Source organism: Methanosarcina baikalica, assembly GCF_031461075.1.
In the GTDB taxonomy this organism is placed as follows: Archaea; Halobacteriota; Methanosarcinia; order Methanosarcinales; family Methanosarcinaceae; genus Methanosarcina; species Methanosarcina baikalica.
The window spans coordinates 14,820-35,546 of the sequence record NZ_JAVKPK010000023.1; the positions used below are offsets into that span (position 1 = coordinate 14,820).

15 protein-coding genes are annotated in these 20,727 nt (G+C 41.6%); 1 reads left to right on the top strand and 14 read right to left on the bottom strand.

The genetic code is table 11. The features are described 5' to 3' along the window. Positions 1 to 19: 19 nt before the first annotated feature. The 13 genes from RG963_RS07260 to RG963_RS07320 all read right to left on the bottom strand — a co-directional run bounded on the left by RG963_RS07260 (position 20) and on the right by RG963_RS07320 (position 18,712). Positions 20 to 3,460 carry a DNA polymerase II large subunit gene (locus RG963_RS07260; protein WP_310575608.1) on the bottom strand — a complete coding sequence of 1,147 codons (3,441 nt, stop codon included), beginning with the start codon at positions 3,458 to 3,460 and terminating at the stop codon, positions 20 to 22. A 39-nt stretch (positions 3,461 to 3,499) separates the two neighbouring features. Continuing rightward, the gene (locus tag RG963_RS07265) at positions 3,500 to 3,733 is read right to left on the bottom strand and encodes a hypothetical protein (protein WP_310575609.1); all 234 of its coding nucleotides are present in this window, start codon (positions 3,731 to 3,733) and stop codon (positions 3,500 to 3,502) included. A 54-nt stretch (positions 3,734 to 3,787) separates the two neighbouring features. Then, the gene (locus RG963_RS07270; protein WP_310575610.1) at positions 3,788 to 4,879 is read right to left on the bottom strand and encodes an L-threonylcarbamoyladenylate synthase; all 1,092 of its coding nucleotides are present in this window, start codon (positions 4,877 to 4,879) and stop codon (positions 3,788 to 3,790) included. A 47-nt stretch (positions 4,880 to 4,926) separates the two neighbouring features. After that, positions 4,927 to 6,234 (bottom strand): type III ribulose-bisphosphate carboxylase, encoded by a 1,308-nt coding sequence (gene rbcL / locus RG963_RS07275; RefSeq protein ID WP_310575634.1) that lies wholly within the window; start codon positions 6,232 to 6,234, stop codon positions 4,927 to 4,929. 440 nt (positions 6,235 to 6,674) lie between these two features. Further along, positions 6,675 to 7,409: a metallophosphoesterase family protein gene (locus RG963_RS07280; protein ID WP_310575635.1), complete on the bottom strand. Its 735-nt coding sequence runs from the start codon at positions 7,407 to 7,409 to the stop codon at positions 6,675 to 6,677. A gap of 445 nt (positions 7,410 to 7,854) precedes the next feature. Further along, complete coding sequence (locus RG963_RS07285; RefSeq protein WP_310575611.1) at positions 7,855 to 8,967, bottom strand: DUF1646 family protein; 1,113 nt, start codon at positions 8,965 to 8,967, stop codon at positions 7,855 to 7,857. A gap of 770 nt (positions 8,968 to 9,737) precedes the next feature. Beyond that, positions 9,738 to 10,850 (bottom strand): DUF1646 family protein, encoded by a 1,113-nt coding sequence (locus RG963_RS07290; protein ID WP_310575612.1) that lies wholly within the window; start codon positions 10,848 to 10,850, stop codon positions 9,738 to 9,740. A 1,588-nt stretch (positions 10,851 to 12,438) separates the two neighbouring features. Further along, positions 12,439 to 12,936, bottom strand: coding sequence for an Hsp20/alpha crystallin family protein (locus RG963_RS07295; RefSeq protein WP_310575613.1), 498 nt, complete (start codon positions 12,934 to 12,936; stop codon positions 12,439 to 12,441). Positions 12,937 to 13,016: 80 nt separating this feature from the next. Continuing rightward, complete coding sequence (gene hsp20 / locus RG963_RS07300) at positions 13,017 to 13,544, bottom strand: archaeal heat shock protein Hsp20 (RefSeq protein ID WP_310575614.1); 528 nt, start codon at positions 13,542 to 13,544, stop codon at positions 13,017 to 13,019. A gap of 178 nt (positions 13,545 to 13,722) precedes the next feature. Next, on the bottom strand, positions 13,723 to 15,951 hold the full coding sequence (locus tag RG963_RS07305; protein WP_310575615.1) for a CDC48 family AAA ATPase: 2,229 nt from the start codon (positions 15,949 to 15,951) through the stop codon (positions 13,723 to 13,725). Next, positions 15,948 to 16,640, bottom strand: a complete 693-nt coding sequence (locus RG963_RS07310) for an ArsR/SmtB family transcription factor (RefSeq protein WP_310575616.1) — start codon at positions 16,638 to 16,640, stop codon at positions 15,948 to 15,950. The genes RG963_RS07305 and RG963_RS07310 overlap by 4 nt, the downstream gene beginning before the upstream one ends. 623 nt (positions 16,641 to 17,263) lie before the next feature. Beyond that, a complete protein-coding gene (locus RG963_RS07315; protein ID WP_310575617.1) occupies positions 17,264 to 17,722 on the bottom strand; it encodes a Zn-ribbon domain-containing protein in 459 nt (152 codons plus the stop codon). A gap of 315 nt (positions 17,723 to 18,037) precedes the next feature. Next, a complete protein-coding gene (locus RG963_RS07320; RefSeq protein WP_310575618.1) occupies positions 18,038 to 18,712 on the bottom strand; it encodes a phosphoribosyltransferase in 675 nt (224 codons plus the stop codon). Positions 18,713 to 19,067: 355 nt separating this feature from the next. On the opposite strand from RG963_RS07320, the gene RG963_RS07325 reads away from it, so the two are divergent. Next, positions 19,068 to 19,850: a helix-turn-helix transcriptional regulator gene (locus tag RG963_RS07325; RefSeq protein WP_310575636.1), complete on the top strand. Its 783-nt coding sequence runs from the start codon at positions 19,068 to 19,070 to the stop codon at positions 19,848 to 19,850. 347 nt (positions 19,851 to 20,197) lie between these two features. On the opposite strand, the gene RG963_RS07330 is transcribed toward RG963_RS07325, so the two are convergent. Continuing rightward, entirely contained in the window at positions 20,198 to 20,443 is a 246-nt protein-coding gene (locus RG963_RS07330; RefSeq protein WP_310575619.1) for a formyltransferase family protein, read from the bottom strand. Positions 20,444 to 20,727: the final 284 nt, after the last annotated feature.

Here is a 20,727-nt window from a genome sequence, read left to right on the forward strand (position 1 = left end):
TATTTCGTTTTGTTCTTTCTCAGCGCGGAGATCCAGACATGAAATCCGAAAGTCCCAGTTGCTTAACCCTGTGATTTTCGAACAGAGAACAGATATCTTTATCAAGCAGTTCAATCCTTTGTCGAGTGTAGCTGGAAACTTCGTATCTTCCCCCAATCTCTTTTGAAATTTCAAGATATTTACGAACAGATCCCTCATGCACGGTCAGTATAACATTGCCTCCGCATTTAGGGCAGGTACCGGTCAGAGGAGGGCGTCTGAACTTCTCTGCACACTTGACACAGCGCATTCGCTGCCTGGAAAATGAACGGAGATTTCCGATAAGATCGGGAAGGAAATGAGACTTAAGCACCCTTTCAGCCACATCAGGGGCGTCTACTGCCCTTATCTTGTTAGCCAGGGAAAGCTGAGCCTCCATTTTATCTATCATGCTTCCCAAAGTCTTATATGAAGAGTTAAGCGGGCCTGCAGCAATATCTGTAGTGTCGTGTGTAAACATAAAATGCTCATACTGCTCCGGGGTTCCAAGCCGACTGCTTACCAGATCCATAATGCCTTCGAGTTCAGTGGGATTTTTGATTTCTTGAGTGGCCCTGTAGAACGCAAGAGGATACCTCGCAGACACGTCTATATTGTGTGCCTCCTTGTCTACTTCCTTAGGATCGATCCTTGTAGTGAGCACAAGAGGAGCATCCATTTTTCCTCCTCTTTTATCCGGAAGATAAGCCCTCGAGAAATTAAGGATCCCATCCATAAGGAGCATTATGCAATCTTCATCCCCATCGCAGTTCCTGCGTTTTGAAGCATGAAAAAAAGGATGTGCATAGCCGACTGAAGCTTTCGTGAACCCTATCAGGCGCCCGAGCACACCTGCAGAGGTATGCGGAGCAAGCCCTATTAGCAGTACGCCTACCAGATCCTGAATGGTTTCAGCATTATAATAGGGCTCAACCTTATAATACTTCAAAAGAAGGTCATCAACGTAGTTTGCCGTACGCAGCATGTACTCGCCGCCGTCATAAGAAATAACAAGATCCTGAACCTTCAGGCAGACAATCTGTTCATCCCTTTCAAGGGATTTTCCATAAATATCTTCCTTGTAACCTAGTTCCCGGAGTTTGGCTGCTGTTATCCCGATTTCATCAGCCCGGATATGCGTAAGAGGGATATCTGACATATCATACCTGACAGTCCCGTCCTTAAAAATAAAGACTTCATGTTTTGCCCGCAAGATTCCTTTTTCGAGGGGTTCGGGGGTCATCTGCCCATTCATGAGCCGCTTTACTCCTTTAATTAGATCCATTTTTTCCCTTTCCCCTACATTCTCAAAGGCCTGCTTGTAAATGGAATGAAAATCCAGTTTGACATTTGCAACAGAAGTTGCTTTTCTTCCGCATTTAGGGCAGGTTTCAGCTCCTCTTACATCGATCTTGCAGCGGGGGCAGGAAAGTTTTGGATGTGTATATTCTCCGCACTCACAGCGCCAGAAATATGCCTCTTTTCTGCAGACAGGACATTCTCTGAGTCCCATTTCAACTTCAATTTCTCCAATCTTCCCATTCATGGAAGCTGTATAATCGGAAGCAGATACAATGTTCCGAGTTATTCCTCCGGCATTGTTTATCGGGAAGAGGACCTGAGCTGCAGGAGACATCTTTCGCAGGTCGGATTTTTCCGGCCTTCCCATTCTTGCCCCTATTCTCGAAGGAGCCCTGGGGAGAACCTTAAATCCACTCAGAAAAGCTGCAGCATCCACCATATTATCAGTATCAGGCATCTGAGCCTTCTCTTTCAGGCGGCTGTCAAGCCCAAGGCAGAAAATAAAAGGAAGAGATTCTTCAATCAGGATTGTCTCATCTTTTACTTTATGAAGTACAAGGAGTTTTTCAAGTACGGATTTAATACCCCTTTCCAGGCAGGCTTTCAGGGGTAACCTGAGGATTCCGTTTTCAGCCGAAAAATTTCCCTCATCAGCCACGAATTTCCTTAGAGCCTCGAATTCATTTCGGTTTATGTCATGCCAGAGATAGGTAAACTTCGGATGAAGGGGGACATCGAATTCTTCCGCAAGCCTGAGAGCCAGAGACGCAGAAGGATTTTTCAATTCGTTTTCCGGTATCGTTTCAGGACAGGCTGCTTCATAGTCGTAATGCCACCATTCGAAAACATATGGTGAAGGCATAAGGGGATGATTGTTTTCCAGGAAATCGCCGTAATTAATAAGGATCTCTCCGATGTCCACTATTACTTCTATCTGCGAGCGGATTTCATAGGCTTCCTTCACATTATCTATACGAACAACGTCTCCAGAAAAGAGGCGCACAGTCGGTCCTTCTATCGAGTCCACGGCAGACATAGCTGCCGCTTTTCCAGGCCTTTCAACCTTAAGCTGAGTCCCATTAGCAATAAAATCATCAAGCAACACCATAGTAGACGGATTAATCCCTGCAGCCGCAAAAGAGGTATTTCTGGAACGCCCGTAGCGGAGCCTGAACCCGCCTGGCCGTGAAGGGTGGGAAAAAACAGGTCTGCCTGCAATCAGGTCTTTTATGTACTTATCCTTCGGCTTGATTTTGTTTTTCTGCTCATTTTCTTCATCCCCTTCGCTTTTCGCGCCTCCTATGAGCGTTTCCAGCCAGTCCCACCCATCCATATTCAGTTTATTGACATGTTTCTTGACCTTTGGGGCCTTCAGGGCAAGCCCTTCAGCAAGCACAAGGCACATTCCCCCTCTAACGCGGTTTGTTCCTATCCTTTCCAGGTCCCTGTGCCCTTCTACCTCGGCCTCTTCAGTTGGGTCCCCGTCAATACAGACAGGACAATTCCTGACTATCAGACGGATCTCATCTTCAGAAGGAGTGTATTGCAGACTTGCAACCCTCTTGTAAAGCAGGATTTCTTCCACATAGCGCTCTACTTCCTCTGGCCTTGGTTTGTAGCGGTCAATTCCGATCCCGCGTCTTACATAGTCGCCGACAAGCACGGAAAGGGCCTGGGCTGTCCCGCCTGCACTCCGGATTGGCCCGGAATAAAAGATCCTGATATACTGAGAACCGTCGTCGTTTTTCCCAAGTTCGACCTTGTCAATCCCTTCGATAGGAGCTGCAACCACTCCTTCTGTAAGGACAGCCATGGAAACCCGGATCGCAGCTTCAACTGCATCCTTTTTTGCGGCGAAGCTCCCAACTTCTCCTTCTGCTACCTGGCGCCCGATTTCAAGAGCTGCTTCTTCCCTGGACATCTTTATCTCAAGCTCACGGATCTTTACAGCGACCCCCTCTACTCCTATAAGGTTTTCAACCCTATCTGCAAGATCCTTGGCAAGGGGAATTTCTACAATAGGCTTCGGATCTCCTCCGCGGGCTCGAGCCATATTTGCGATCTCGATTGCCTCTTTGAGCCTCGCTTCAAGTTCATTAAAATATTCATGCATCTCCTCACTTGCAATCGTTTCACCCATTTGAAAAGCCCCTTTATGAGAACATTAGGAAAGTCAGATTTATCTCTGCCTGCGCACAGATCCGGAGGCGAAAATGCCTGAAATAACAGTCACAAAAAGGACAAACATACCGACCCAGAGAAGATAGTTTCCTATCTTCTCCATGCCAAGAACTGTTAAAAGCAGGCCTGTAGCCAGAACTGCAAAATTAATCTTATTTACTTTCTTGTTCTGCCCCATGACTTTTTTATAAGCCCGCATTTTTACCAGATTTTCTTTTTTTTCTGCTTTCAAAAAATCCCTCTAAGGTATTTAACCGAGTCCTCAATTCTGCCGTTACAATGGAACTTAAACAACAAACTTCACGGAAGATGCTTCCCTCAATCTGTTAATGAGCGCATCCCCAATCCCCGAATGGCTGAAAGAGCCGTCAGCCACGATAATATCCAGCCCTCTCCTATCCATGTTCCTTAGCCCTTCAAAAAGTTTCCTGGCAGCGACTTCTGGCTCTTCCCTGGGTCCCAGCAAAAAGTATTCATATGTGCCCAACATTTTAAAAGCAGGGAGGCCTGCAGTTTCTTCAGTGAGCAGGAGCCCGACTTTCTGCCCTTCGTTTCTGTAAATTTCAAGTAATTTAACAATCTTTTCCGGAACGGACTTACTTCCCCCCTCCACAAGCACAACCTTTGTATCAGGAGTATAATGTCCATATTTTTGACCTGCCCTCTTTTCCAGTAGAGCCGCATCAGTCCTGGCTTCACCATCTTTGTATCCTGGCTGGACTTTTCCTATAATTTTTTCAAGATCTCCACTTCTCACGGCTCCGGGCCTGAGCAACGCAGGCGGTTCGACAGTCATATCAATTACAGTTGACTCAAGGCCTATGATAACTTCCCCTCCGTCAATAATTGCATCTACCCTGTCAATGAGATCGGCTATGACGTGGGATGCAAAACTGGGACTGGGCTTTCCAGATAGGTTGGCACTGGGAGCAGCAAGAGGAGTACCTGCCCTCTTCACGAGTTCCAGAGGAATTTTATGGTCAGGCATGCGGACTCCTATTGATTGCAGGTTTCCTGAGGTAATTGCCGGGACAATATCGTTTTTTTCCAGAACGATAGTAAGGGGACCAGGCCAGAAAGCATCCATGAGCCTGAAAGCTTTCTCAGGGATATTTCTTGCAACCTTCCCGAGATCTTCCCTTGAGTGAACGAGCAGACTAAGGGGATTTCCTGGAGGGCGCTCTTTAGCCTCGAAAATCTTCAGGACTGCATCGGGGTTCAGGCCGTCAGCTCCAAGCCCGTAAACAGTTTCCGTGGGGAAAGCTACAGTCCCACCACTCCTGATGATCGCTGCCGCCTTGTCAAGAACGGCATCAAAGTTTTCTTCGGAAACCCGAAAAACCAGAGTCTCTACTTTATTTCCGTTTTCTGCCTGCACAAAGAATAAACTCCTCTTCGATAGTTATTTCCATTGCTTTTTTCGGCTTATTTCTTTAGCCACTTGCCAAGGGCAACTTCAAGTTCTTTGTGGCTTTTCGCGTATTCCTGCAGAGTAACTCCTTCAAGGCTTGCTTCAAGTGCCTGCCTGCAAGCAGCAGCTCCGGCTGCCGTGCCCATAGGATGTGCATGGATTCCGCCGCCAAACTGCATAATAACATCTTTGCCGAAAATAGAATACAGGTCAGGAATCATTGTAGGGGCAAGCCCTCCCGAAGCGACAGGGAACATGGGCTTTAGCTCTCCCCAATCCTGGGCAAGGACATGCTGGCTTTCATCCGCAGGCACGTTATCGAGAACGCATTCGTCCCGGAGGGTCAGAACCTCGTGCTTTTCTCCGTGCATCTTCCCGACAACCGTGCCTATGTGAAGCTGGTCAAGCCCTATCAGCCTGCAGAGCTTGGCAACGACAACCATGCTTATCCCGTGGCGTGGGTTCCGTGTATAGGCTGAATGCATGCAGCGGTGGGCATGGAGAACCAGTCCCACATCTTCGGCTTCTTCCCTCAGGGTCTGAAGGGCAGTCCAACCTGCGGGCACGACATCGATCATTGCGTAGCTGGCACCCAGATCTTTAAGAATATTCATGCGGCGAATCATTTCCTTACAGGTCGGGGCAGTAATGTTGCAGAGATACATTTTACGTTCCCCTGTCTCAGACTCTGCCTTTTCTGCAAGCTTGAGGGTTAGTTCGGCTCTCTTTTCAAAGCCGTTAAATTTCTGGTCTGTAAGGTTCTCATCATCCTTAACGAGATCGCAACCTCCTGCAAAGGAATTGTAAGCAACTTCAGCATGTTTTTCAGAGGTCAATCCAACTTTCGGCTTGACGATAGTTCCTATAAGAGGCCTGTCCTGCACACCCACAAGTTTCCTGATTCCTGACAACCCAAAGTTCGGACCTTTGAACTCTCGGAGCATTGACTTAGGGAAGGCAATATCCTGCAGCCTGAGGTTGTCAACAATCTTCATGCTCAGAATATTTCCTGCGACAGCACTGAGAACCTGCGGGACAGAGCCCAGCTCAAAGAGTTCTTCGGAATAAGCCACCCTTACAGTCTGTGCTTCCTCATCCACGTAAAAGACATAGGGCTTCAGTTTCGCTGCAAGTTCTGGACTCAGTGTGGCAATTTCAGTCCAGGAGTCAATAGAGCTTTCCCCTGCCATATGGGTTGCAGCTTCCTCAAAATCCACTCCTTCTGAAGGTTCGAGATGAAATTCACAGATCAGATCTGTATTCTTCGGGCTGTAGTCCCTGTCTATATAGTCCCTGCGCATTTTCGTTACTCCTGACTGGATAGTTTAATTTTCAGAATAGAATCTTGTAAGATAGAATAATAGTCCTGATTGAAGGAAGTAACTGAACATAAATAAAAACTTGTTTATTCGAAAGAAGTAAAATATGGACCGAAAAAAAATATTCTACTAATATTGATTCCTAAACCTGGTTTCATATTTTTAAATTATTTCCAAAAAATATGGCGTAAATGATCAGGATTTTGTAGAAGGATACGATATTGAGGGGTATGAAATGTATGAAAAATATAGAAGACGAAATATTGAAAGAAAAGATCAGGAAGCTAAAAAAGAAGTAATAAAAAATAAATAGAGTTATGTGAAAACCAGAATTTGTTAACTTGAATATTTATTATTTCCACAATAGATTCTGTGTCTGGAGGAGATAGCTTTTCTAAGCAGGTTCTTCATTCTTCAGAATCCTATCAGTTCTTAAGCGCACATTATATTATACTATCAACAACCCGCTCTTTTTCTCCGTTTGAGAAAACTCTGTAAACCTTTAAGTGCCAGCGCTTGGATTCGAGTTCTGGCGCATCAAGCTCAATCAGGTTGTAACACTGAGAGGTTTTTCCACGAATTTTGGAAGAGCAGACAGTTCCTGCACTGACAACAAGCATGTCATTTAATCTCCAGACCCAGGGGATGTGCCAGTGCCCGCAAAGGACAAGGTTCACACCTGAACGATCCAGGAGTTCCAGAACGTCTCCTGCATCTACAAGTACATTATTTCCTCTGCCAGTCCTGGGAATTGGAATAAGGTGGTGGTGAAGGGCAAAAACCTTGAAACCGCTGCCTGAGAAAGCCTTCTCTATCCAGCCATAATTTTCCCTTCCTATGTGCCCTTCTTCAAGATCCGGCTGGGAAGAATCAAGCCCTACAACAGTGACTTCTCCGAAGTGCCCGAAGGTCGATCTGGCCTTGAAAATATCCTCGAAGAAGAGGTAACCGGCATTCCTCGAGTCATGGTTTCCCGGAACTATCACCTTGTTTTTACATTCTATCCTGTCAATGAAGTTTTTTGCCCCATTATACTCGGATGCAAGTCCGTTTTCCGTCAGGTCACCGGTGATTATTACAATATCTGGAGCGCTACGGTTTATGTTTTCAAGCATTGAATCTGCAATCTCGGGCATATAGTATGCCTCTGAAAAATGAATATCTGAAAGCTGTACCATTTTTGTGATATCTATTCCTCTGTCCTGCTTTTTCACATTTATAGCTTTTTAGGGATTAGAATTCACCGGTCAATATAAGTAGTTATTCGATTTAGTCTATATACACGAAAGAAAATAAATAGTAAGTAAATAACCTATATATCCAATAGAAAAAGAGATCTTAAATAAAGACTCAAAAGCCTCAGTAACAGGGAAAAATACCCCTCTTAACAGAGAAAATATCCTCCTCTTACATCTGCAAAGCTCGAAATTCGGTAAAAGAGAACAAAAAATTAATGTGATTCAGCTTCAGCAAAATTTCACAAACAAAAAATGTGGGGAAAATTGGAGTTACCCACTTGAAATATCAAAGAGCTAAAAAGTATCCTTTCAAATTAAAGGGAGAATTTTCCCATAAAATTTGAAGAGGATAGTCTGATGGACAAGTTAGTTGGGCATATTTTGATCAGATCTTAAGCACAAAGATGATGACGAAATAAATAGCCATCGAAACAAGTCCAAGAGGTAATCCGAGCCTTGCCCATTCCTTGCTGGTTATACCCAGTTTGCCTGCAGAAATGATATTCGGGATATTTCCTGGAATCAGCATTCCACCTGCTATTAAAAGGCCCATAAGTATACTCTTTATTTGCAGTTCGCTAAGAGCAGGTCCTATCTCAGCAGCTGCCAGAGTAGCGTTATCAAGGACAGCTGAGACCATGTTAACCCAGTAAAGAATCCCTGAAGGTATTTGTATGAAATATTCGAATATAATGGGCTTGAAACCATCTCCAAGCAATACGAGAGCCATAATAAACACATAGACTTTAACAGCCCTCATTATGACGTCCTTCACAGTCTCGTTATAGTCTGCTGCTTTCATTCCAATGTCTTTTGGATCAGCTTTTCCTATGAAGAACATTCCGAGAATACCGTATGCAAGGATTCCTGGAGCGATATAGATGCCGAGCATATTAAGTAAGAAATCGAATCCGGCATGGTAAGGAGCACCAGATAATTTTGAGATAGCGATTGTTGAAAGAGGTTCCCCAAGAGGGGTAAGCGCAGCGCCAAGTCCTATTGAGAAGCAGGCAATGATTGTGAGATCGATCTTGGATTTTCGTGAGAGGGGCATTGCATTAACCATCTCAACGAGAATTATTGCCGCAAGAATGGCGGACATTACACTTGAAAATAAACCAAGGACAACAATCAGGAGAAAAGCCATAATCTTAGGAGAAAGCGCATCGGTCAATTTTCTGATTGCTTTATGGATCGGTTCATGCCATTTATAGATGATCAATCCGACAACAAGCACTATCTGAAATATGCCGATTGGAATACCGAATATCTCTCCAACATGCAGAGGCGCAGTCAGTGCTTCCTCGATGATCTCCATTCTCCAGCCTGTTTCCGTACCCGAAATTTCGACAAAGCCTGAAAGTGTCATTGCCGCCACTCCACAGAAAAACAGGAATACTTCCAGATTTTCCTCAATAACGTGTATTTTAAAAGGACCAAGCAATACTGCCAAAAATATTACAAGAAATCCAATTAAAACTCCTATTTCAAGAGCCATTAATTTTTCCTCCTTTACTATTAGTCTAGAGAATAAACACCTATCAAATTCGTCTACTGTTGAACGCTTTGAATCCTGAATTTTTTACCTTATAAATGCCTGATTAATTATATATTCTTCCATAATATATTTTCCCTAGAAATGCGATTTAACTTCTATTCATTTTAGAAAGATCTTCAATTGTTTCCCACTGAAGAACTTGCCTAAAACTAATTTTCAGAAGCTTGAAGTGAGTGTTTTTGATCCAGACCTGCATGGATTCGCTTCGTGCCGTATCTTTAAGATAATCAACAAAAATCGAAAATTAGTTTATAAATAGTAGTCCACATTAAATACAAAAATTTTCAATTCAGAATATTATCTACAGGAAAAATAAAAAAATAAGCTACTGTTCAATATTCTGTAGAATGGTCAAAAAGGATTGCAATGGGAAATACTACTGAAAAGCTCAATCGAAGAAAAAAAAGAGATCTTCTTCAAATTCAAAGGAAGAATTTCTCAGCTAAAAAATATGAGAATTTAGCCACGTTTAAGAATTAAATGGATCTCTTCAATATATTTTTAATTTCTGGCTAAATTCCAAAATTATCAGTACTTCTTTGAGATTATTTATCCCATAGAATTTGAAGAAAATGCTGTAAGAGTACAATCAGTTTTATACTGTTTTGAGGGGTGTGATTCTGTTCCAAAATACAGCGACTTTTAATTTTGCGTTCATCACTGGATTTTGGAACTGGATCCGTATAAAGTTAGTTGGGCATATTTTGAGCTTAGATCTTAAGCACAAAGATGATGACGAAATAGATAGCCATCGAAACAAGGCCCATGGGTACCCCGAGTCTTGCCCATTCTTTGCTGGTTATACCCAGTTTGCCTGCAGAGATGATGTTCGGAATATTTCCCGGGATCAGCATTCCGCCTGCAATTAAAAGCCCCATAAGTATACTCTTTATCTGTAATTCACTCATAGTAGGTCCGATTTCAGCAGCTGCCAGGGTAGCGTTATCCAGGATAGCTGAAACCATGTTTACCCAGTAGAGTACCGTGGAAGGGATTTGTGTGAAGTATTCGAATATGATAGGCTTAAAACCATCTCCGAGAAATGTCAGAGCCATAATAAACAGATAGACTTTAACAGCTCTCATTATGACATCTTTCAAAGTCTCGTTATAATCTTCGGCTTTCATTCCAGAGCCGCTCATATCAACTTTTCCGAGGAAGAACATTCCAACAAGGCCGTAAACAAGGATGCCTGGAAGTATATATTTACCCAGCATATTAAATAAGAACATGAAATCGGCATGGTAAGGCGCACCGGAGAGTTTTGAGATAGCGATTGTCGAAAGAGGTTCGCCAAGGGGGGTAAGCGCAGCGCCAAGTCCTATTGAGAAACATGCAATAACTGTCAGGTCGATCTTGGATTTTCGTGAAAGAGGCAGTGCATTAACCATCTCAACGAGAATGATTGCCGCAAGAATGGCGGACATTACACTGGAAAATAGACCAAGGACGGCAATAAGGATAAAAGCCATAATCTTAAGAGAGAGCGCTGAAGCCATTTTCCTGATTGCTTTATGGATAGGTTCATGCCATTTAAAGATAATTAAACCAACAACCAGCACTATCTGGAATATGCCGATTGGAATACCACCAATATGTAAAGAAGCCAGCGGCGAAGTCAATGCTTCTTCGATGATTTCCATTCTCCAGCCTGTTTCTGTACCTGGAATTTCTACAAAACCCGAAATGGTCATTGCCGCAATTCCGCAAACAAACAGGAAAACCTCCAGATTTTCCTCAATAACGTGTATTTTAAAAGGACCGAGTAATACGGCCAGGAATATTACAAGAAATCCAATTAAAACTCCTGGTTCAAGAGCCATTACTTATCTCCTCCTTTAATTTTAGTCTATAGTGTTCACACTTAAGTCACATTTAACAAATTATATAATTTAAACCCCTTTTAGCAACATATATCTCCGTTTTTGAGGGCTAAAATAACTGAATAAATACATGAAATATGTAACAAATATGTGTTTAGTAATAAGTACAATTATTAATTGCGAGCACTGTAGATTACAAAATTTTTCAAGAACTTATTTCTATTAAACATTTTAAAGTCTCAAATGTTGGTTTTATTAAGACCTGCTTTAATGTTTTTCTCAATAGCTCAGTTCAATTTCCATGCGTCTGAAAAAGATGTTCAATTTGTTTTCTTATTTGATTCTCAATAAGAAAACCTCAAATCTACTTTCTTCATTTTTATGCATCTCATTAATATAAAGTGGAATATCTTTCGCGTGAAAAACTGCTCTATCTTTCAAGTCCATGTATGATTATCCTGGAGTTTCTGCCAGGACTTACACTGGTCTCAGAGGTTGCGGAGTCAAACCCCACCTCCAGCCAGGAATATATCCTGAGCTAGCATCCTAGGCAACACATACTTCTTTTATTTCGAGACTATAGATTTCCTGTTAAACGAGCATACGTATATATTTTGTGTTTTTGTTTCTATCAAAAGTGTAGAAAAAGGCGTAAAAATTCATAACTTGGAGATTTATAATAAGAAGTTGGAGATCTGTTTACTTTTTTAGAGAGTTGCATCGTTTTCATAGTATCTTATTTAATAATTTTACATTAAATAATACGTATTTTTTGAGTTATAATCTTTATTCTTCCATAAAACAGACTATTTTCGTTTATGGTCGTGATGTTATCAAAGATTGTATTCAGATGACAAATTATATATAAAATTATTGAGTTAGTAAAAGTTCTCTTTTGAGATGAAGAAGACCGTAATCTCTACTAGCAAATAGGAGAAAACTGTAAAACCTCTCCTGGAATCATGTTTAAATCAGCTATTGTTCAGTAACTAAATGTCGGAAAAGAAATCTATACCATCCTCTGCTTACCTGAAATCATATTTAAATCAACTATTATTCAGTAATTCTATGATTACTCAGACCGAGAAAAATGAAAGGTATATAGAGTCAATCATGTTTTACAGAAGATTCGGTAATCCGCAAATAGTCCTGTCTAAACAAAAGAATGTTTGCCAAAATATATTCCCCAAAAGAAAAAGAGTATATTAAAGATAGTTTTTCAGAAAACCCTATCCACCAAATTGATTTAAAAGTCTTATCAGAAGAAAAATAGCTTGTAATGGAAAATAGCTTGTAATAAGAGAAATCAATAAAAGAGCTGTAAAATAATATTAAAAGATGTACAAATAGGATTGAGAAATAATATAAATAATATAAATCAGATAGATAAATAGTACACAAAAAAGGTTAAATTTGTTTTAGATTAACCGAGAAAAAAACTTTGCTCTGTAAAATATTCTGCATACTATCTGTTTTTAACTTTTATTTCACATTTCTATTTCCCGCGTGTTTTAGCCAACTTCATACTCAATTTTTCTGGTCCTCGGTCTTCATAAATGATTCAATTAATTCTTCACGCTAGTTAACATCAATTAATTTCTATTTCAACGGGTTTTTCTTCAGCACAACGTCTGAAAGTAACTTCAAGCACTCCGTTTTTATAGGTGGCTTTTGCACTCTTCGGGTCCACCCGGACCGGGAGCTCCACATCTTCAGAATATTCGGAAGACCCGAGTATCCTGATTTCCAGATTTTGAGCAGTCGCGTGCAGCAGAAGATTTTCCGTTCCAATTTCCGGGAACTCTGCAAGTACGTGTACTAATTCTTCGTTTTCAAAGATATCAATTAAAGGATCTTGTATTTCGGAGGAGAAGAGATTATCTTCATCTTGAGAATCTTCCGAAACGTTTCCAAACTCCCGGAGTTCTGGATCTTCCCCCGGGCGACGAATGATAGAAAATCCGTAAACGAATGGAACGGACTCTCCCATTTCTTCCAGGAGGGCTTCGATCATTTCTTCCAGGTTGTCAAAAAGTTCAGATCCAAAATCTTCAAAGAAATCCTTTTTTTTTCTTATGCCCACCATTATTACCTCTGCTTTTCCTCACGCTGTTGCGATTACATCACAACTCCCAGAAAATCTCTGATTTTCTGTGCTCCCGAGAATCACTCAACATTGATTGAGGTTCGAGAACTGGATTCCAGCCGTTTAAAGGTAACTTCCAGCACACCGTTTTTGTATGTGGCTTTCGCACTCTGGGGGTCCACCTTTACGGGCAGTTCCACACGTTCGGAATATTTTGGATTCCCATCTATTGTTTCGATGTCAAGTATTAAATCAGTTGCGTTCAGTACGATGTTTTCTTTCTCGATGCCAGGCATCTCAGCAATCACATGCACAGTCTCTTCGGCTTCCAGGACATCAATCAGGGGTTTTCTTATGTCCAGATAACGCTTTTCTCCGGTTTCTCTCTGCTCAAACATAGGGATATTTCCGAATTCGCGGATTTCTGGATCTTCTCCTGGCCGCTGGGTTACGGAAAATCCGTAGACAAAAGGATGCTGTCCGAAATTTTCCACACTCATACCCATTGCCCTGCTGAGGCGGCCAAACATTTCGTCCATATCCTGAAGGGGGTCAATTCCGAATACTTCACCGAAAAAATGTCTTCTTTTTTTGATGTCTCTGTCCATACAATCACTCCATTATTAATTTATCCATTCGTAATTTCATTATCAGGTGAGTATTAATTAAATCAATCATTATTCTTTGAGTAGTACCTTAATCTATCAAAATTGAAAAGGCTAGGATTTGCCGAACTGCAAGGAAGCAGGCTTACTCAGCCTGAAATAAACCTGGGACATTTTTATGTTAGATTTCATTTTCCTGCTTTGCATCTCCTGAAGCTTCTTCTCCAAACTCGGTTGCATATTTAGCAAAGAGTTCGGCACTCTGTTCATAAGACGAGAGAGATTCCCTGGATGTTGTTGGCTTCACACGCCGGATTGCACGTTCAAAGTGCTTCTTCGAAATCTTGACTTTTCCTGCCAGTTCCTCAATATCCTTTCGGCTAATCCCTGGAGTGACTATCTCTCTTAGAGCCAGCATTGCAGCTTCCCTGCAAATGCCCTCGATATCTGCACCCACGTACCCTTCGGTTATGTCAGCAAGTTCGGGGAGTTTAACATCATCTGCAAGGGGTTTTCCCTCTGTATGGATCTCAAAGATCTTTTCCCGACCTGCTTTTTCAGGCGGCTTAATATAGATGAGCCTATCAAAACGGCCAGGCCTTAGGAGAGCAGGATCTACCATATCAGGCCGATTCGTGGCCGCAACAATTATTACATCTTTAAGTTCCTCTACCCCATCCAGCTCGGTAAGAATCTGGCTGACAACTCTTTCGGAGACGTGCGTATCGGAACCAGAACTTCTTTGAGGAGCAATTGAATCGATCTCGTCAAAGAAAATAACAGTTGGAGCAGCCTGTTTCGCTTTCCTGAAGGTTTCTCTGATTGCACGCTCGGATTCACCCACATATTTGCTGAGCAGTTCGGGACCTTTGATGCTGATGAAATTGGCTTCGCTTTCACTGGCAACAGCCTTTGCAAGCATAGTTTTACCTGTACCCGGGGGACCGAACAGCAATATTCCGCGGGGGGGCTTTATACTGACAATCTGGAATATTTCAGGATACTTCAGGGGCCATTCTACAGCCTCAATAAGTTCCTGTTTTGCATTTTCAAGTCCTCCAATGTCGTCCCAGCCCACATGCGGAACTTCAACATAGACCTCCCTCATAGCTGAAGGTTCGATGTTCTTCAGAGCTTCCCTGAAATCCTCTTTTGTGACCACGAGGTTATCAAGAATTTCCTGCGGAATTTCTTCTTCGATATCGATCTCGGGAGTTATCCTTCTGAGGGCATGCATTGCAGCTTCCTTACAGAGAGAAGACAGATCGGCTCCCACGAAACCATGGGTCACATCGGCAATTTCACCAAGGTTTACCTCCTGTTCAATGGGCATGCCTCTTGTGTGAATGAGAAGAATCTGCTTCCTGCCATTCCGATCAGGAATTCCGATTTCGATCTCCCTGTCAAACCTTCCACCACGGCGTAGAGCTTCATCGATTGAGTTCGGACGGTTCGTAGCAGCGATTACCACTACCTCACCTCTGGACTTAAGCCCGTCCATGAGGGAGAGCAGCTGGGCAACTACCCTGCGCTCCATTTCTCCTGTAACTTCACCACGCTTGGGGGCAATGGAATCAATCTCGTCTATGAAGATAATCGAAGGTGCATCTTTTTCAGCTTCCTCAAAAATCTCACGGAGCTTCTGCTCGCTTTCTCCGTAATACTTGGAAACAATCTCAGGCCCGCTGATAGTGATGAAATTGGCATCAGTTTCACTTGCAACTGCCTTTGCAATCATCGTCTTGCCCGTTCCAGGAGGCCCGTGAAGAAGCACTCCTTTGGGGGGCTCAATGCCAAGTTTCTGGAAGAGTTCAGGATGTCTTAACGGCAGCTCGATCATTTCCCTGACAAGCTGAATTTCCCTCCTGAGCCCACCTATATCTTCATATGATATGCCTTCTGGAGTTTTGATTTCCTGAACAGATTTTTCCTTAATTACAATTTCAGTGTCCTTGGTAACTACAACAGGCCCTGCGGGTCTTGTAGATGCAACCACGAAGGTCAGAGGACTATTCACAGTTTCCACCCTGATCTGCTGGCCTTTGTTCAAAGGTCTTCCCTCGATAATTCTGAGGATGTAATGTGCACCTCCAACGAGCCTTACAGGCTGGGAAGGAGCGAGGGTAACCCTCTGAGCATGTTTTGCCTGGACTTTCTGGATAGTGACCCTGTCGTCAATTCCCACTTTTGCATTGCTGCGCAGGTTTCCGTCTATCCGTATCCTGTTTTCCTGCTCGTGTTCTACATTTGGCCAGACAATTGCATAAGCCTTGGCTTTTCCCGAGATCTCAACTATGTCCCCGCTTACCAGCCCCATTTGCTGCATCAGCCGGGTATCAATTCTCGCAATTCCCCTGCCCACGTCCTTATGATAAGCTTCAGCTACTCTCAAATTCATTTCTTCAATCATTTCTTCTCAACTCCGGTCTCACATATTTTCCAGTAGTGCTGATTATTTTTGATTCTGTATTCAATAAACCCTCTCTCTGCAAGGTCTATCAGATTAGCATTAATAATACTCGGGTGCAGGCGCAGGTTGTAACATAGGGCAGCTAGAGTGGTTTCGTTTTTCAGAATCTCAAACAGGAGTTCGCACTCCACGGGGTTTCTGGCAACCTTTTCGATTGAATCCAGGCAATGGTCCATTATTTCTGTATACTCGACCTGAAGCTGTTGCTGCATCTGTGCAAGCTCTTCCTGCCTCATCTTCAACTCCTGAAGCCTGCTGCTCAGTTTCAGAAAGAAAACAGACGACTCCTCTTTAGGAGGAGAATCCTTTTTTTCAGCAGCAGGAGACTCTCCTTTTTTCTCCCTGTCAAAAGCGATGTCGTGAAGTGCCACTGTATAGGCATACGGGGATACTGACACTTCAAGCCGCATGTTATTTGCGATATTGAAGTACTTGCGTCTCTGTTCATCTACGCTGCATTCTATAAGCCCTGCCTGTTCAAGCATGCTCAGATGACTTATTATGGCTTTTGGCCCTACTCTCAGCCTGCCAGAAATCTCACTGACATAGCAGGGGCGGTTTGCAAGAAGTTGAATAATTTTCCTGCGATTTTCATTCCCCAGGATGTCAAGTAATTTTGCTGAATCCATTTTCCCCTCTGATAATTGTCTAAATTTTATGAGATATTAAGGCACTAATGCCGAACTTTTGTATGTTGTCTGTTTTTTAGAATTTTTCAGATTATAGTGCATCATAGTTGGGAGTAAATTCGGACAGGAATACGAAAAATCCCTGCCTGAAACCTTGTCAAGAAGACCAAAACTGTAAAGAAGTATACATAAGATAATAACCTATAGTTAGCAGTTATTATATATAAATGTTAGTATTGAGAGTTATGTTCGTTTTATGACTAAACAAGTAAATGTACCGTCAGGTATGATAAGATGTTTCATGCAGACCCCAGCTTAGAAATAAAAATAACATGATTCCAAATCAAGTATAGATCTGTCTTTTTTTAAAAGAGATTTATTAATTTAGACCGTGATATTCAAATTTTGAATATATAAATTGAAGAATATAAAAGATATCAAAAGTGATTAAAGGGTTGAAATGAAAAATATACATATGGAAAATATTCAAAGCTGATAGGATAATATAAGGGGATAATAAAAGAGAGAAATAAATCGATTATAATAGAGGGACTATCCGAAAAAGTATTTTTCAACAATATCCAGGCAACAAATTTCCGGAAAATTTTATGTGAATTTAAAAATCATTTCTGTTTTCTTGATTTTTTTTTCTCTTTTTGTTTTTCCTTCTGCTGGTTGAAAACTGAGGGCAAATGTAGGGCGTAAGAACCTTCTTCTCTAATTGCCATAACTAGTTCTTTTCTTTCAAGAAGGGAGTCCAGGTTAAGTTCATAGGAGCCGGGCCCAAGAATCCTTACAGACTCTACTCTGTCTTCATCTGTTTTCCCTTCGGCTTCTGGTTCCTTATTTCGGTTTTCCTGTTCAGAAGCTAGAGCCTCATCAATATTTCTGACAACTTCATCCAGAGAGGATTCCAGATCCAGCTTTTGTTCTCCCAGAACGGGCCTTCCCTGGTTTTCCGAACCTTCGAATTCCTTTTTTACATAAAGGAATTTATTCCAGCCGCAGTTCGGGCAGCCGCTTAGGACGACAGTATCTCCGTCTTCAAAAATGGTTCCGCATCTGGTGCATCTGTGGGGCATGAATTCACCGGCAATATATAATATGAACTAATTTCGTAAATGATACAACTATATAGTCAGTACCTTAAACAGATACTCTGAATAGGTATCCAGAGTAGCAAATTTAAATGATATCTGGATGGGTACTTTAAATAGATACCCTAAATAGATATGCATATTTGTATTTACGGTTTAACATTTATTTTTAAGCGAAAAAGAAATCTCCAGGCGGCAAGGGCAAAAAAACTCCTTCGGGTTGCAAATCTCTTCCGGCTTTCCAGTGGGAAGCATGGATTATTAACCTGATGATGAATATAAATTTACAGTAAAGTTTTTTTATAAAAGCCTCCAGTGCCTCATTCCATTTATGGTTCCGGAACTGACCCTGCGGACCCTCTCCATCTCCTCGAGGACTTCTGGAAGTCTTCCTGGCTGAGTGATTTCAAAAACAACAGAGTCAACTGCATGGTTTATATAAAGGCTGTGTTTGAGATCTTCAAGATTCCATTGTTTTTGAGGGTCTTTTTTCATGCATTTGGTCAGGATGCTGATCATATCTTCCATGAAATTCCAGGGATAGACAATCCAGGCCCAATCCTCGAGCCGTTCACCCACGTAATCGGGGTCGAGTTTCGAACTTCCCAGATACTGTAATGAAGCAGTCCTGACTTCCTTGGGATTCCGACCTTCCACATAAGCCTTGGCACTCAGCATACTTTCTCCGGAATCAACGATATCGTCCACGATAAGCACTTTTTTGCCTTCCATCACATTGTCTGAAAGGGGGTATCGGATGTAAGGCTCACCGCTATCGATAGCCACAGATCCTATATAATGCTCGATTTTAAGACTGGAGAGGTCGTCAAGTCCCAGAAAATCACAGAGTACGCGCCCGGCAAACCAGCCGCCCCTGGCAAGCGCAATAATTACTTCCGGTTCATATCCCGAACGTTTAATTTCTTTTGAGACATTTCGGCACAAGTTATAAATGTAATCCCAATTCGTAAACACACATTTGAACGATTCTATGCAAAACCCTCCATGATCCGGAATTTGCGCATTTGGTAAGGATACTCACTGTTTCAGGGGTATGCACTTCCCAAGTTCTATCTTCGAGCTATATAATAAATCATAGACTTTAAGGTTTCTTATCTTGTCAAAGGATAGTAAGGAAAAGATTAAAAGAGAAATATTTAAAAGGTATATGAGAAACTCTCGCTATCCTGAGAAATGCAATTAAAGTTGCATTTCAGAAAGTATTCAAATTATCTCTCACAAAAGTAGCAAGTTATTTTATGAACTTTTCCTGAAAAACCGAAGGAAAATAAGTCTTTCACAGAAGTGCGAAACGTGGAAAGTGAAATCAATGGATAAAGCCCTGATAGACCTGCTCTTTATGTCCCAGAAAAGAAGAGACCTTTTGCTTCTGCTCAAAAATGGAGAAAAAACGATAGAAGAAATTGTAGATATTCTTAATGTCAACTCGACAGGAATGCTCCCTCAAATCAAAAAACTGAAAGATGCGCATCTGGTTCTTCAGGAAGAGGGGGAATACAGACTTACTCCTCTTGCGGAAATTCTTGTCGAAAAAATGGAGCCCCTGCTCGATACTCTGAAGGTCATTGAGGGAAATGCGGACTATTGGCGGGAACGAGATCTCAGCGGCTTACCAACCGCATTTCTAGAAAGGCTTGATGAATTAAAACCCTGTTCCATTGTTAAACCAGATCCGGACAATATTTTTGAACCTCCTGCCGTATTTCGGGAGAATATAGAAAAATCAAAAAAAATACTCTCTTTTTCTTCAATATTCCATCCGGTATTTTCAGGAATATTTCTGGATAATCAAGATGATGGTACCGAGATAACCCTCATAGTAACAAAAAAAATCTATGAAAGACTAAAAAACGATTTTGAAAAAGAACTGAAACTTTATCTGTCGAAGGAAAAAAAGCGGCTTTTTATCTGTATTGACGAGATAAAGGTAGCCATGCTGATCAAAACCGAATTCTTCATGGCTGCTGACTTTCTTACTTCGAAAGGCGCTTTTGACCAGGAAACCATTATAGGCTTCGAGCCTGCTCCTCTGAAGTGGGCTGAAGACCTTATTCTGAATTACAGAGACCGGGCTCAGGAAATAGAAAGGTAAATCCAGAAAAGGAAATTCGCGATTGAGAACTTGATGTCAACATAGATTTTCCCGTCTTTGCAAACGAAAAAATACCTTGAATTTTCCTTATAAAGACCCCCTGTTTTGTATCCGCAAATATTATATTTTTCCTTATCAAGAATTTTAATCCTGAACCCGAATTTGTTCAAACTGTTTTTCTTCAGCAGAGTGTAATAATACTTCGGCGTTCCGTTTAAAAAATGAAATACTCTCTCAATATCCCACTCATTCCATTTTATAAACTCGTTGTATTCGTCAGATTAATTTCTATGGCTCTCACCGTTGGATTTGTTATTGATTGCTTTATTCTGAGAACATCTCCTTTTTCAAGGCATCATCATCTTTGAAAGCAATTTTATTGCCATCAGAGATAACTTTTGATTAACTTCTTCGAGTTTTTCACCAGGGAGTATGAGGATCCTTTCCTGGTAAATGATATCACCCGTATCATCCCCCTTATTCACATAATAAAGAGCTACTCCGGGATTCAGGACATAATCATAATATTCCCAAAAAAGTAGAGCTGGTCCTCTATTCCGGAAGATGTGAATAATGGATATTAACGGTCCCAAATTTTGAGTTTGGAGATCAGCTCAAAGATAAAGAGTTGGGCTTTAATATTGAATTCATTGGTCATCGGTTAACGAATTTTATGCACAACTTCGAATACCTAGTATAGCGATTTTCCAACATAATTTTTATATATATTATATAAAAAATAACACGTTTTGGCGTTTTGAACCTTAACAGAATCCACAAGATATTGAATTTAACTTATTTATATCGAGATATAGAAGATTTTACAAAGCCATAATGTTATAAAAAATTTGTTTAGAAGTATGCACTAAGAGCAGTT

Bases quoted from the DNA above. Each gene is read 5' to 3' on its own strand.
- RG963_RS07260 (WP_310575608.1), bottom strand. From the start codon at position 3,460: ATGGGTGAAACGATTGCAAGTGAGGAGATGCATGAATATTTTAATGAA.
- RG963_RS07310 (WP_310575616.1), bottom strand. From the start codon at position 16,640: ATGGATTCAGCAAAATTACTTGACATCCTGGGGAATGAAAATCGCAGG.
- RG963_RS07285 (WP_310575611.1), bottom strand. From the start codon at position 8,967: ATGGCTCTTGAAATAGGAGTTTTAATTGGATTTCTTGTAATATTTTTG.
- RG963_RS07315 (WP_310575617.1), bottom strand. From the start codon at position 17,722: ATGCCCCACAGATGCACCAGATGCGGAACCATTTTTGAAGACGGAGAT.
- RG963_RS07290 (WP_310575612.1), bottom strand. From the start codon at position 10,850: ATGGCTCTTGAACCAGGAGTTTTAATTGGATTTCTTGTAATATTCCTG.
- hsp20 (WP_310575614.1), bottom strand. From the start codon at position 13,544: ATGGACAGAGACATCAAAAAAAGAAGACATTTTTTCGGTGAAGTATTC.
- RG963_RS07305 (WP_310575615.1), bottom strand. From the start codon at position 15,951: ATGATTGAAGAAATGAATTTGAGAGTAGCTGAAGCTTATCATAAGGAC.
- RG963_RS07295 (WP_310575613.1), bottom strand. From the start codon at position 12,936: ATGGTGGGCATAAGAAAAAAAAAGGATTTCTTTGAAGATTTTGGATCT.
- RG963_RS07280 (WP_310575635.1), bottom strand. From the start codon at position 7,409: ATGGTACAGCTTTCAGATATTCATTTTTCAGAGGCATACTATATGCCC.
- RG963_RS07325 (WP_310575636.1), top strand. From the start codon at position 19,068: ATGGATAAAGCCCTGATAGACCTGCTCTTTATGTCCCAGAAAAGAAGA.